Below are 12,928 nucleotides of genomic sequence, written 5' to 3' on the forward strand. Positions count from 1 at the left end.
GGCACGGCCGCGATCATGCAGAAGGGCCAGCACCGGGGAGATCACCCCGCGAGCTGGCCCTTCTTCTTGAGCCCCCTGTCGGGTTCGAACCGACGACCCCCGCTTTACAAGAGCGGTGCTCTGGCCAGCTGAGCTAAGGAGGCAGCGAGTGCAGTGTAACCAACGCCCCGACCGCCATGGTCGGGAATCTCACCGGCCCGGGACTGCTGACAGATCCCCGCTCGCCAGGTAGCGTCACGGGGAGTTCACCCAGGTGGACTAGACCTCAATCCTTCCTTTACTCGGATCGTCCGGCACGTTCCTGCCGGTGAAGGGACACATCACCATGGCTTCTGTCACGTTCGACAAAGCGACCCGGCTCTACCCGGGTTCCGAAAAGCCCGCCGTCGACCAGCTCGAGATCGAGATCGAGGACGGCGAGTTCCTCGTCCTCGTCGGGCCCTCCGGCTGCGGAAAGTCGACCTCCCTGCGCATGCTCGCCGGGCTCGAGGACGTCAACGGCGGCTCCATCCGCATCGGTGACCGCGACGTCACGCACCTGCCGCCGAAGGACCGGGACATCGCCATGGTGTTCCAGAACTACGCGCTGTACCCGCACATGACCGTCGCCGACAACATGGGCTTCGCCCTCAAGATCGCCGGCGTCAACAAGGCCGAGATCCGCGCCAAGGTCGAAGAGGCCGCGAAGATCCTCGACCTCACCCCGTACCTCGACCGCAAGCCCAAGGCGCTCTCCGGCGGTCAGCGTCAGCGTGTCGCCATGGGGCGCGCCATCGTGCGTGAGCCGCAGGTCTTCCTCATGGACGAGCCGCTGTCGAACCTCGACGCCAAGCTGCGTGTCTCGACCCGTACGCAGATCGCGAGCCTGCAGCGCCGGCTCGGCATCACCACCGTGTACGTCACCCACGACCAGGTCGAGGCCCTCACCATGGGCGACCGCGTGGCCGTGCTCAAGGACGGGCTGCTCCAGCAGGTCGACTCGCCGCGCAACATGTACGACCGGCCGGCCAACCTCTTCGTCGCCGGCTTCATCGGCTCCCCCGCCATGAACCTGGTCGAGGTCCCGATCACCGACGGCGGCGTGAAGTTCGGCAACAGCGTCGTCCCGGTCTCCCGTGACGCGCTGTCCGCCGCCTCCGCCAAGGGCGACACCACCGTCACGGTCGGCATCCGCCCCGAGCACTTCGACGTCTCGGGCGCCACCAGCAAGGAGGGCCTGGCCGTCTCCGTGAACGTCGTCGAGGAGCTCGGCGCCGACGGTTACGTCTACGGCTCCTCCCGCATCGACGGCAAGGACAAGGACCTGGTCGTCCGCGTCGGCGGCCGCGCCGTCCCGGAGAAGGGCTCCACCCTGCACGTCGTGCCGCGCGCGGACGAGCTGCACGTCTTCTCCACCTCGACGGGCGAGCGCCTCACCGACTGACCAGGCACACGCCCGCACCGCCTCCGTACGGCCCCGCGTCTCTCGCAGACGCGGGGCCGTTCGCGTAGGCCCACGCCCATGTCGACAAATACCCCGGCAGACCAGCCAATTCGGACATCGCCCGAGGCCCGGCGTCAACACGGGATTCGAAAAGTCGCCTCGAACCATCCCCCGCGAGAGTGACTAAATGTCGCCATATCTTCACTGACCGCTACGCTCGCCTGCGTGACGCATACTGCCCGCCGTATCGGCCGCTCTCTCGCTCTCGTCCTGCCCGTCGTCCTGGTGCTCTCCGGCACGCTCGCGGTGTCCGCGGTGCCGTGGGCCGGCCAGGCCTCCGGGACCCAGATGCTCACCGCATCCTCCAAGGACGTCTCCGCCCCCGCCAAGTCCCGTGCCCCGCAGGATATTCTGCGCGACCGGCTCCTCGCAGAACTTCAGGAGAAGGACCCCGGGACGGCTCTCACCCACCTCCAGCGCGAGGTCGAGAACCGCCCGTCGCTCGCCAAGCACTGCATGTCCATCGCGCGCGCCCTCGGCCGCGCCGCCGTGCAGTACTACGGCCCCACCCGCGCCCAGTCCTACTCCCGGCCCGTCTGCGACACCTCGTTCGCGACCGGCGTGATGTACGCGAGCTGAGTCCCGAGCCGACTCCCCCGCCGAATTCACGAGCGGACTCACGACACTGAGCGCCCGCATCGCGGGGTACGCATATCGTTCGCGCTATGCATACCTTCCCGACGCAGGCCGTGGTCCTGGCGGGCGGCCAGGGCTCGCGCCTGCGCCCGTACACCGACGACCGCCCCAAGCCGATGGTCGAGATCCCGGGCACCGGGACCCCGATCATCGGCCATCAGCTTTCCTGGCTCGCCGCCGAGGGCGTCACGGACGCCGTCGTGTCCTGCGGCCATCTCGCCGAGGTGCTCCAGGACTGGCTGGCGGGCGCCGACCTGCCGCTGCGCGTGACCACCGTCGTCGAGTCGGAGCCGCTCGGCCGTGGCGGCGGCCTCAAGTACGCCGCCGCGCACCTGCCTGAGCCCGCTCAGCCCTGGTACGCCACCAACGGCGACATCTGGACCCGTTTCTCCCTGCGGGAGATGGCCGCGTTCCACGCGGAGCGGGCCGCCACCGCCACCCTCGCCCTCGCCCGCCCCCGGATCCCGTGGGGCGCCGTCGAGACCGACACCTTCGGGCACATCACCGACTTCATCGAGTCGCCGCCGTCGCCGTACCTCATCAACGCCGGCGTGTACGTCTTCTCCGCCGAGTTCACGACGCTGCTGCCGGACCTGGGCGACCACGAGCGCACCACCTTCCCCCAGTTGGCCAGGGACCGCCGCCTGGCGGGCTTCCCGCTGCCCCAAGGGGCCTACTGGCGGGCGATCGACACGGCGAAGGACCTGACCGAGGCGGCCAAGGAGCTGGCGGCTCAGGCGGCCTGACAGCCCCTCGTACGGCGGTAGGGACTTCAGACGCCGACATGGGGAAGGGCCGCACCCCGCGGGGTGCGGCCCTCCCTTGTCACCGGTGTACGGGTGTCAGCCCAGCAGGCCGCCGATCGGGTTCCGGTTGCCGCCGGTCGAGCCGCCGTCCGTGGAGCCGCCGCCGGTCGAGCCCGAGCCGCCGGACCCGCCGGTCGTGCCGCCCGTGCTGGTCGGGCCCGAGCTGGTGGACGGCGGGGGCGCGGGCCGGGACTCGGCCGGGGTGCGGCTGGTGCCGGTGCCCTGGGTGGCGGTGGGGCGGGTCTCCTCGGTCCGGCCGGTCTCCCGGGCGCTCTCGCGCGGCGAGGCCGTGCTGTCGTCCTCCCGTTCGCCGCTCGCGCCGGTCGTCGCCGACGGCTTGGGCGCGATGGACGCGGAGCGGGACGGGCTCTGCGAGCCGGGCTCCCGCGGGAGCGTACGGCCGGGCAGGTGGTTGATCGGGTCGTCGTTGGGGCCGGGCACGGTGACCATCTCGGTGGACCGTACGGCCCCGCCGAGCATGGAGCCGACGAGCAGCGTGAGGCCGACGACGACGGAGGTGAGGAGCGTGCCGCGGCGCAGGACGCGGCGGCGCAGCTCCCACAGCTCGGAGCGGGGCCCGAGGGTCCGCCAGGCCTCGCCGGCGAGGCGGCCGTCGAGGGAGTAGACGGGGGCGCCGGCGATGATCAGCGGGGACCAGGCGGCGAGGAAGATGATGTCGGGGGCGTCGTAGACCGGGACGGTCTTCCAGCTGACGGTCAGGATCAGCGCGGCGGAGAGCATGGCGCCGATGACGGCGGCGACCCGCTGCCAGAGTCCGAGGACGGTGAGGACGCCGACGACGACCTGGAGGAAGGCGACGGTCAGGCCGGCGCCGACGGGGTGCTGGAGGGCGAAGTCGCGCAGGGGCTCGGCGAGCGCCCACGGGTGCAGCGAGTTGAGCCACTTGACCATGGAGCCGCGCTCGCCGCCGTCGAAGTAGACGGGGTCGCAGAGCTTGCCCATGCCGGCGTAGATGGAGATGAAGCCGAGGAAGACGCGGAGCGGGAGAAGCACCACGCCGAGGTTCATCCGGCGGCCGGGATAGTAGGCGTGCCGGACCGGGTCGGCGCCGTGGCGGTGCGCCCTGGCACGGTCGTCCTCGCCGTCTCCGTCCCCGTCTCCGCTTCCGTACGGCTCGTCGTACGGACCGCCGTAGCGCCCGTCGTACGGCTCCTCGTGCGGCTGGTGGTCGTAGGCGCCTTCGGCGCGCCGCATCGGGGGCAGCAGCGGTACGTCGGAGGGGACGACCGGGGTCGGCATCGTGTCGTCGATGCGCGGGATCGCCTGGGTGGCGCCGGCGTCGAGGGGCGAGAGGTGCGCCGGGGGTTCGAGGGTGGAGACGGAGGACTCCCGTACGGCCTGGAGGAGCCCGGTGGCACCGGGGTCGCCGGGCGCCGACCGTCCGGTCCATACGACGGGGCGGCGGCGCCCCGCGGTCGCGCCCGCGGCGGCTCCGGCGAGGGCGGAGCCGCGGGGGGCGGCGGCGAACTTCGGCTGCTGGGCCGGCGCGAGCCGCACACGGAAGCTGGCGTGGTTCACGATGACCTGCGCGGGGTCGGAATCCACTTTGACCATGCTCAGCGCGGGCTGCTCGTCGAACCCCGGCCGGGGCGTTCTGGTGTCCACACTCATCTAACCGAGTGACGCGGGGTTAGGACACTGCCTTGACGGGCTCGGAATGTCCGAGACCCGTCAAGATCGCGTGATAAGGGAAAGGGCCCAGCTCAGCGAGGTGGGCCCTTCTCCTTGTACTGCCGAGGGGTCGGCTCTTCGTACTGCCGAGGGTCAGCGCCTGGTGCGGCGGCGGGCGACCTCGTAGAGGACGATGCCGGCGGCGACGCCGGCGTTCAGCGACTCGGCGCCGCCCGGCATGGAAATGCGGACGCGGTAGTCGCAGGTCTCGCCGACGAGGCGGCCCAGGCCCTTGCCCTCGCTGCCGATGACGATGACGACCGGGCCGTCGAGCGCCTCCAGGTCCTCGACCGTGTGCTCGCCGTCGGCGGCGAGGCCGACGACCGTGAGGCCTTCCTTCTGGAAGCCCTCCAGGGCGCGGGTCAGGTTGGTGACGCGGGAGACGGGCGTACGGGCGGCGGTGCCGGCCGAGGACTTCCAGGCGCCGGCGGTCATGCCGGCCGCGCGGCGCTCGGGGACGACGACGCCGTGGCCGCCGAAGGCGGAGACGGAGCGGACGATCGCGCCGAGGTTGCGGGGGTCGGTGACGCCGTCGAGGGCGACGATCAGCGGGTCCTCGTGGGCGTCGTAGGCGGCGGCCGTGAGGTCCTCGGGGTGGGCGTACTCGTAGGGCGGGACCTGGAGGACGAGGCCCTGGTGGTTGAGCCCGTTGGTCATCCGGTCGAGCTCCTGGCGCGGAGCCTCCATCAGGTTGATGTTGCCCCGGTCGCCGGCGAGCTTGAGGACGTCGCGTACCCGCTCGTCGTTGTCGATGAACTGCTGCACGTAGAGCGTGGTCGCCGGGACGCCGTCGCGCAGGGCCTCGAAGACCGGGTTGCGGCCGACGACCATCTCGGACGTGCCCTTGGGGCCGCCGCGGCGGGGCGCGGGGCGGCGGGCGGCGGCGTGCTTGGCCTGCGCGGCGGCGATGCGGTTCTTCTTGTGACCCTTGCGGGCGGAGGCGGGCGGCGTGGGGCCCTTGCCCTCGAGGCCCTTGCGCCGCTGGCCACCGCTGCCGACCGTCGCGCCCTTCTTGTTGGACGTACGACGGTTCCTGCGCTGGCTGTTCCCGGCCATGACTACCTATTCCTGTCGATCTCCGATCTACCTGTAGCTGTAGATCTCGTACACAAGTCTGTATGTGAAGTGTGCCGCCCGGCTCGCCGAGCGGCACATCCGTGCGGTCTGCCGCGGGAGCTCAGCGGGTGCCGAGCGTCCAGCGGGGGCCGTCCGGGCTGTCCTCGATGGAGAGGCCGGACTGGGTGAGCTGGTCGCGGATCGCGTCCGCCGTCGCCCAGTCCTTGCGCTCGCGCGCCGACTCGCGCTGCTGGAGCACGAGCCGTACGAGTGTGTCGACGACGCCGTGGAGTTCCTCGCCGCGGTCGGTCTCCTCGGCCCAGTGCGGGTCGAGGGGGTCCAGGCCGAGGACGCCGAGCATGGCGCGGACCTCGGCGAGGCGGGCGATGGCGTCGTCCTTGTCGTCGGCGGCGAGGGCCGCGTTGCCCTGCCGGACGGTGGTGTGGATGATCGCGAGCGCCTGCGGGACGCCGAGGTCGTCGTCCATGGCGTCGGCGAAGGCGGGCGGCACCTCGGTGGCGGGCGGGACGGTCTTGCCCGCCTTCTCGGTGACGCGCTGGACGAAGCCCTCGATGCGCGCGAACGCGGACTCGGCCTCGCGCAGGGACTCCTCGCTGTACTCGATCATCGAGCGGTAGTGGGGGGTGCCCAGGTAGTAGCGCAGGACGATGGGGCGCCAGTTCTTCACCATCTCGGAGACGAGCACCGAGTTGCCGAGCGACTTCGACATCTTCTCGCCGCTCATGGTGACCCAGGCGTTGTGCACCCAGTACGAGGCGAAGTCGTCGCCGTAGGCCTTGGCCTGGGCGATCTCGTTCTCGTGGTGGGGGAAGATCAGGTCGAGGCCGCCGCCGTGGATGTCGAAGGCGGAGCCCAGGTACTTGTGGGCCATCGCCGAGCACTCCAGGTGCCAGCCGGGACGGCCGCGGCCCCAGGGCGTCTCCCAGTCGGGCTCGCCGGGCTTGGTCGCCTTCCACATGGCGAAGTCGCGGGGGTCGCGCTTGCCGGTGATGCCCTCCTCGGCGGGCTGGCGCAGGTCGTCGAGGTCCTGGTTGGACAGGGACAGATAGCCCGGGAAGGAGCGCACGTCGAAGTAGACGCTGCCGTCGGCCTCGTAGGCGTGTCCGCGCTCGATGAGGCCGCGCATCATCTCGACCATCTCGGTGACATGGCCGGTGGCGCGGGGCTCGTAGGTGGGCGGGAGGCAACCGAGGGCCTGGTAGCCGGAGTTGAAGGCGCGCTCGTTCTCGTAGCCGATGGACCACCAGGGGCGGCCCTGGTCGGTCGCCTTGGCGATGATCTTGTCATCGATGTCGGTGACGTTCCGGATGAACGTGACGTCGTAGCCGCGGTACTCGAACCAGCGGCGCATGATGTCGAAGTTCAGCCCCGATCGGATGTGGCCGATGTGCGGGGCGGCCTGGACGGTGGCGCCACAGAGGTAGATCGAGACGTGGCCCGGTGTGAGCGGGGTGAAGTCACGGATCTGCCGGGCGCTGGTGTCGTACAGGCGAATGGTCACCACTCCAGGGTAGTGGGCGTGTGGTAGTGCCCCGCGACCGATTCCCGGTCGCGGGGGACTTTTTCACGGGGTGGTACGGACCACGAGGGCGGTGGCGACGGCGGCGAGGCCTTCGGCGCGGCCGGTCAGGCCGAGGCCGTCGGTCGTGGTGCCGGAGACGGAGACGGGCGCGCCGACCGCTTCGCTCAGCGCTTTCTGCGCCTCGTCGCGGCGCTTGCCGACCTTCGGGCGGACGCCGATGACCTGGACGGCGACGTTGCCGATCTCGTATCCCTCGGCCCGGACGATACGGGCGGCCTCGGCGAGCAGGGTGACGCCGGAGGCGCCGGACCACTCAGGTCGGGAGGTGCCGAAGTGGGCGCCGAGGTCGCCGACGCCGGCGGCGGAGAAGAGGGCGTCGCAGGCGGCGTGGGCGGCGACGTCGCCGTCGGAGTGCCCGGCGAGTCCGTAGCCGTCACTGGCGGCCTCGTCCCAGAGGAGGCCGGCGCACCACAGTTCGCGGCCCTTCTCGAAGGCGTGGACGTCGGTGCCGATGCCGACCTGCGGCATCGCCATGGACGTGGGCGTCGCGGGGTGCGGCGTCACGGGGTGCGGCGTCGCGGGGCGGTCAGAAGCCATCGTTGGCCCTCCTGCGGGCGAGTACGGCCTCGGCCAGTACGAGATCGAGCGGGCGGGTCACCTTGAACGCCTCCTCGTGGCCGGGGACGACCACGACCGGCGCGCCGAGGCGTTCGACCATGCCGGCGTCGTCGGTGGCGCCGTCGCCCGTGAGGGCGATGGTGGCGTGCGCGTTGACGAGGGTGTCGTGGTCGAAGCCCTGCGGCGTCTGCACGGCGCGCAGCCGGGAGCGCTCGGGGGTGGCGACGACCTGTTCGGGATCGCCCTTGCGCTCGGCGGGCTCGACCTCCTTGACGGTGTCCGCGAGCGGCAGGGCGGGGACGACGGCCACGGCCCCGTCCCGTACCGCCTCGATCACCGCGTCGACGGTGTCGACCGGGACGAGCGGGCGGGCGGCGTCGTGGACGAGGACGGTCGTGATGCCCTCGGGGAGGGCTTCGAGGCCGAGCCGTACGGACTCCTGGCGGGTCTCCCCGCCGGGGACGACCAGATAGTCCGTGCGCTCGGGCAGCGCGTGGGCGTCGAGGAGGTTCTTGACCTCGCCGGCGCCGTCGGAAGGGGCGACCACGACGACGAGGGAGACGGCGCGGGAGGCCGCCATCGCCCGGACGGCGTGGATGAGCATGGGCGTGCCGTTCAGCGCCCGGAGCGCCTTGGGGGCGCCCGGGCCGAGTCGTACGCCCCGGCCCGCCGCGGGGATCACCGCGGCGGTGCGCGCGGGACGCGTTTCGTCTGTCATCGGTTGCACTCCGGCAGGTTTGTTTCCGCGGCCGACATGGGTATGGCCTCAGCGTGCCGGACGCGACGCCTTGACCGGGCCCTTTCCGTGAACGTCGGTCGGGCGTATCGCGCGGCACAGGGGCACAGGGGATGCGGTCCACGAGGGCACGAAGGGTGGGGTTCGTCGGGTTCGTCGGTGCCACCGCCGTACGGCACGGCGGTTCGCGCACCACAGAGAGCGGGACGCGCGACAGGACACCGGGGTACGGCACCAGGCGCGACTCCGGGGCACAGAGGCGGCTGCGCCGCCGACTGAAGGCCCGGCGGAAGGCGGACATGCCGCAGCGCCCGGCGACAACGCTGTTCATTCACAGCGTGTCAACGGGCACCACGGCATCGCTTCGCATCAGGCGCGAGTCAGGACGCGAGGACCTCGTCGAGAAGGGCCTCGGCCTTGTCCTCGTTCGTGTTCTCCGCGAGGGCCAGCTCGCTCACCAGAATCTGCCGAGCCTTGGCGAGCATGCGCTTCTCGCCTGCGGAAAGACCGCGCTCGCGCTCCCGACGCCACAGGTCGCGGACTACTTCGGCGACCTTGATGACATCGCCGGAGGCGAGCTTCTCGAGATTTGCCTTGTAGCGACGGGACCAGTTCGTCGGCTCTTCGGCGTACGGCGCACGCAGCACCTCGAAGACCCGGTCCAGCCCATCCTGACCGACCACGTCGCGAACACCGACGAACTCCGCATTGTCCGCCGGCACACGAACCGTCAGGTCGCCCTGGGCGACCTTGAGCACCAAGTAGGTCTTGTCCACGCCTTTGATCTGGCGAGTCTCAATGGCCTCGATCAGCGCGGCCCCGTGATGGGGATAGACCACGGTGTCGCCAACCTTGAACGTCATGTGACAGGTACCCCTTCCGTGGCTATCCAGGGTAACACGGATACGGCTTCTTCTGAATGACGTTTTCGCAGGTCAGGGCATATCTCAGGGCTTGACAACAGCAACGCGAACGTGCTGCGGAGGGCTTCTGGAAGGCGGTATTCGCAGGTCGGAGCGGCTGCGCGGACGGAGAGAAACACCCACGTCACACCTGGCGGGAGACCCGAGAAGAAGGACTTATGCCCCGTTTTGTCGAGTTCCAGGCGCGCGTCTTCATGTGCTCCGTTCGAGGATCGATCACCCGTACGGATGCATCTCGGACCGAATCCTGAATTGATCACCGAGCGGGCCGGCGTGCGTTTTTCCGCCGATCGGGCGGCGGAATGCGGGGACGGCCGTCGAATTGATCAAGGCGGTTATGTGAACGGCGGGTCAATGCGTCGCGATCCGGCCATCGCGGCGCTCTCCCCGAGGATCGCACCGGCGGCACCGGTGGCACCGTCGAGTGCCCAGCGAGTGCCCAGGTGGGCGTAGGGGCGGGTCGGGTGCGGGACGGAGAGTGCGGCTCGGTAACCTAAGCGCGTCCATCGTCCGTCCGTACGTCCTAGGAGTTGCCGCCGCCGTGAGCCGCAGCCTTCGACGCGGCGCCCTCGCCGCCTCCGCCCTCGTGATCTCGATCGCCTCGCTGGCCGCCTGTGGCGCGGGCAATGACGCTCAGACGCTCGGCGTGCGGCCGGACAACGCCGCCGTCACGGTGGACGACGTCAAGATCCAGAACGCCGTCGTGATCACCCAGCCGGACGCCGCCGCGCAGGGCCCGGCCGTCGTGTCGGCCACGATCTTCAACAACAGCCGTACGCCGCAGACGCTCGAAGCGATCACCCTGCCGGGCACGAAGGCGAAGGTGGAGCTGAAGGCCGCCGAGGGCAGCGGTCCGATCACCGTGCCCGCGAACGGTTCGGTCATCATCGGCGGCAAGGGCAACGCCACCGCGACGATCGCCAACGGCCACGAGGCCGCGAAGGCCGGCGACGCGCAGGAGGTCGTCTTCAAGCTGAGCCAGACCGGCGAGGTCGAGCTGGAGGCGTTCGTCGTCCCGGCGACCGGCTACTACCAGGACTTCGGCCCGACCGAGATCGTCAAGCCGCCGGCGGCGAGCCCGACGGGCTCCCCGGCCGCGACGCCGACGGGTGAGGCGGGCCACGGCTCGACCCCGTCGGGCGAGGCGAGCCACGCGGCCGGTCACTGACGCGACGCATGAAGGGGCGCCCCACCGGATCACTCCGGTGGGGCGCCCTTCTCGTGTCCGTACGGCTCACCGCACGGCGCTTACGGCTTACGGCTCACCGCATGGGTCTTACGGCTTACGGCTCGAACTTGTAGCCCAGGCCGCGGACCGTCACCAGGTAGCGCGGCGCACCCGGGTCCGGCTCGATCTTGGCGCGCAGGCGCTTGACGTGGACGTCGAGGGTCTTGGTGTCGCCGACGTAGTCCGCGCCCCAGACCCGGTCGATCAGCTGCATACGGGTCAGCACCCGGCCCGCGTTCCGCAGCAGCATCTCCAGGAGGTCGAACTCCTTCAGCGGAAGGTCGACCTTGCCGCCCGAGACGGTGACGACGTGGCGGTCCACGTCCATCCGGACCGGGCCGGCCTCCAGGGCCGCGGGGGTGACCTCCTCCGGCTCGCCGCGGCGGCGCAGGACCGCGCGGATGCGGGCCACCAGCTCCCGCGAGGAGAAGGGCTTGGTCACGTAGTCGTCGGCTCCTATTTCCAGGCCGACGACCTTGTCGATCTCGCTGTCCTTGGCGGTCACCATGATGACCGGGACGTTCGAACGGCCGCGCAGCTGGCGGCAGACCTCGGTGCCGGGCAGGCCGGGCAGCATCAGGTCGAGGAGGACGAGATCCGCTCCGTTGCGCTCGAACTCGTCGAGACCGTCGGGCCCGGTCGCGGCGACCGCGACCTCGAAGCCTTCCTTGCGGAGCATGTACGACAGGGCGTCGCTGAAGGATTCCTCATCCTCGACGACGAGCACTCGGGTCACGGAAGGACCTCCGGGGCAGGGAGCGGTTCGGTCATGAGATCGGGGGTGGGGGAGGCGGGTCGGCTGCGGTCCCGTACGGCGCCCGCCTCGGGCAGCCGCAGGGTGAAGGTGGAGCCCTGACCCTCGGTGCTCCAGACGGTGACCTCCCCGCCGTGCGAGGCGGCCACGTGCTTGACGATGGCCAGGCCCAGGCCCGTACCGCCGGTGGCGCGGGAGCGGGCGGGGTCGACGCGGTAGAAGCGCTCGAAGATGCGCTCCTTGTCCTTGTCGGGGATGCCGATGCCCTGGTCGGTGACGGCTATCTCGATGAGATCGCCGCCGGGCGCGGTGATCTTACGGGCGGCGATGCCGACGCGGGTGCGGGCCGGTGAGTAGTTGACGGCGTTCTCGACGAGGTTGCCGAGAGCGGCGGCGAGCTGGCCGCGGCTGCCCCAGACGAACAGGTCGGGATTGCCTCCGGAGGCCATCGTGATCTGCTTGGTCGAGGCGGTGTGCCGGGACCGGTCGATGGCCTCGGCGACCAGTTCGTCCACCCGTACGGGCTCGGAGTCCTCCAGCGGGTCGTCGTTCTGCACGCGGGAGAGGTCGATGAGCTCCTGTACGAGATTGGTGAGCCGGGTCGCCTCGATCTGCATCCGACCGGCGAAGCGGGTGACCGCCTCGGGGTCGTCCGAGGCGTCCATGACGGCTTCGGAGAGCAGGGAGAGCGCCCCCGTAGGAGTCTTGAGCTCGTGACTCACGTTGGCGACGAAGTCGCGCCGTACCGCTTCGATACGGCGGGCCTCGGTCAGGTCCTCGACCAGGAGCAGCACCAGGCGGGAGCCGAGCGGAGCGACCCGGGCGGAGACCGCGAGGGCCTCGCCGCGTCCCGTACCGCGCCGTGGCAGGTCGAGCTCGACCTGCCGTATCTCTCCGTCGCGGCGGGTGTCGCGGGCCATGTTGAGCATGGGCTCGATGGCCAGCTTCCCGCCGCGGACCAGGCCGAGGGCGTACGCCGCCGAGCTGGCCTTGACCACCGAGTCGCTCTCGTCGAGGACGACCGCGGAGGAGCGCAGTACCGACAGCACGGTGTCGACGCCGGGCGGGAGCACGGGGTCGGTGTGCAGGGAGGTGCGGGTGGGTCGCGCCTGGTCGCGTTCGCTCCAGCGGAACGCCAGCATGGCGATCACGCCGGTGCACACCCCGGCGAGCGCGGCCAATGCGGCGACCGCCGCGTTCACGTCCATGCCATCCAGGTTATGCGGGGTGGCGGACACTCTCCCAGCCGTCCGAGTGGCTGCTCGAACAGTCGTCGCCCAGAGTTCACCGTGGGGACGGTGGTGGTTCATTTGCCCCGTCCGGGAGGACGGGCCGCGTCGCCCAGAGTTCACCAAGGAGAAAGGGTTGATTCATATGGGGTGGAGGCGCCTGACTTCTGGACGGCCGACCGTGGGAGCGTGGGGGTCCGAGCCCCACCCGGACCCCGGACGTT

General features: G+C 70.7%; 12 protein-coding genes and 1 tRNA gene. 4 read left to right on the forward strand and 9 right to left on the reverse strand.

What is annotated here, in order from left to right; all coding sequences use genetic code 11:
- Positions 1–69: 69 nt before the first annotated feature.
- Positions 70–143, reverse strand: a tRNA-Thr gene (locus ACF06X_RS18590).
- Between the two features lie 182 nt (positions 144–325).
- On the opposite strand from ACF06X_RS18590, the gene ACF06X_RS18595 reads away from it, so the two are divergent.
- The 3 genes from ACF06X_RS18595 to ACF06X_RS18605 all read left to right on the forward strand — a co-directional run bounded on the left by ACF06X_RS18595 (position 326) and on the right by ACF06X_RS18605 (position 2,865).
- Positions 326–1,423 carry an ABC transporter ATP-binding protein gene (locus tag ACF06X_RS18595; protein ID WP_392288325.1) on the forward strand — a complete coding sequence of 366 codons (1,098 nt, stop codon included), beginning with the start codon at positions 326–328 and terminating at the stop codon, positions 1,421–1,423.
- A gap of 225 nt (positions 1,424–1,648) precedes the next feature.
- Positions 1,649–2,062, forward strand: coding sequence for a hypothetical protein (locus ACF06X_RS18600; RefSeq protein ID WP_392288326.1), 414 nt, complete (start codon positions 1,649–1,651; stop codon positions 2,060–2,062).
- 86 nt (positions 2,063–2,148) lie between these two features.
- On the forward strand, positions 2,149–2,865 hold the full coding sequence (locus ACF06X_RS18605) for an NDP-sugar synthase (RefSeq protein WP_392288327.1): 717 nt from the start codon (positions 2,149–2,151) through the stop codon (positions 2,863–2,865).
- Between the two features lie 96 nt (positions 2,866–2,961).
- Here ACF06X_RS18605 and ACF06X_RS18610 read toward each other — a convergent pair whose 3' ends face one another.
- From ACF06X_RS18610 to ACF06X_RS18635, 6 genes are all read right to left on the reverse strand, one after another.
- A complete protein-coding gene (locus ACF06X_RS18610; RefSeq protein WP_392288328.1) occupies positions 2,962–4,557 on the reverse strand; it encodes a DoxX family membrane protein in 1,596 nt (531 codons plus the stop codon).
- 153 nt (positions 4,558–4,710) lie between these two features.
- Complete coding sequence (rlmB, locus tag ACF06X_RS18615) at positions 4,711–5,673, reverse strand: 23S rRNA (guanosine(2251)-2'-O)-methyltransferase RlmB (protein WP_158988871.1); 963 nt, start codon at positions 5,671–5,673, stop codon at positions 4,711–4,713.
- Between the two features lie 121 nt (positions 5,674–5,794).
- Positions 5,795–7,195, reverse strand: a complete 1,401-nt coding sequence (cysS, locus tag ACF06X_RS18620) for a cysteine--tRNA ligase (RefSeq protein ID WP_392288329.1) — start codon at positions 7,193–7,195, stop codon at positions 5,795–5,797.
- Between the two features lie 63 nt (positions 7,196–7,258).
- The gene (gene ispF / locus ACF06X_RS18625; protein ID WP_392288446.1) at positions 7,259–7,750 is read right to left on the reverse strand and encodes a 2-C-methyl-D-erythritol 2,4-cyclodiphosphate synthase; all 492 of its coding nucleotides are present in this window, start codon (positions 7,748–7,750) and stop codon (positions 7,259–7,261) included.
- Positions 7,751–7,802: 52 nt separating this feature from the next.
- Positions 7,803–8,552 (reverse strand): 2-C-methyl-D-erythritol 4-phosphate cytidylyltransferase, encoded by a 750-nt coding sequence (ispD, locus tag ACF06X_RS18630; RefSeq protein ID WP_392288330.1) that lies wholly within the window; start codon positions 8,550–8,552, stop codon positions 7,803–7,805.
- Positions 8,553–8,950: 398 nt separating this feature from the next.
- Complete coding sequence (locus ACF06X_RS18635; RefSeq protein ID WP_003953493.1) at positions 8,951–9,433, reverse strand: CarD family transcriptional regulator; 483 nt, start codon at positions 9,431–9,433, stop codon at positions 8,951–8,953.
- Between the two features lie 601 nt (positions 9,434–10,034).
- Between ACF06X_RS18635 and ACF06X_RS18640 the strand changes: the two genes are divergently transcribed.
- Positions 10,035–10,661 carry a DUF461 domain-containing protein gene (locus tag ACF06X_RS18640; protein ID WP_392288331.1) on the forward strand — a complete coding sequence of 209 codons (627 nt, stop codon included), beginning with the start codon at positions 10,035–10,037 and terminating at the stop codon, positions 10,659–10,661.
- A 115-nt stretch (positions 10,662–10,776) separates the two neighbouring features.
- Here ACF06X_RS18640 and ACF06X_RS18645 read toward each other — a convergent pair whose 3' ends face one another.
- The gene (locus ACF06X_RS18645; RefSeq protein ID WP_017242433.1) at positions 10,777–11,457 is read right to left on the reverse strand and encodes a response regulator transcription factor; all 681 of its coding nucleotides are present in this window, start codon (positions 11,455–11,457) and stop codon (positions 10,777–10,779) included.
- Positions 11,454–12,683, reverse strand: a complete 1,230-nt coding sequence (locus ACF06X_RS18650; protein WP_392288332.1) for a sensor histidine kinase — start codon at positions 12,681–12,683, stop codon at positions 11,454–11,456. The genes ACF06X_RS18645 and ACF06X_RS18650 overlap by 4 nt, the downstream gene beginning before the upstream one ends.
- Between the last annotated feature and the right edge of the window lie 245 nt (positions 12,684–12,928).

This window comes from Streptomyces sp. NPDC015346, from assembly GCF_043078785.1.
Taxonomy (GTDB): Bacteria; Actinomycetota; Actinomycetes; order Streptomycetales; family Streptomycetaceae; genus Streptomyces.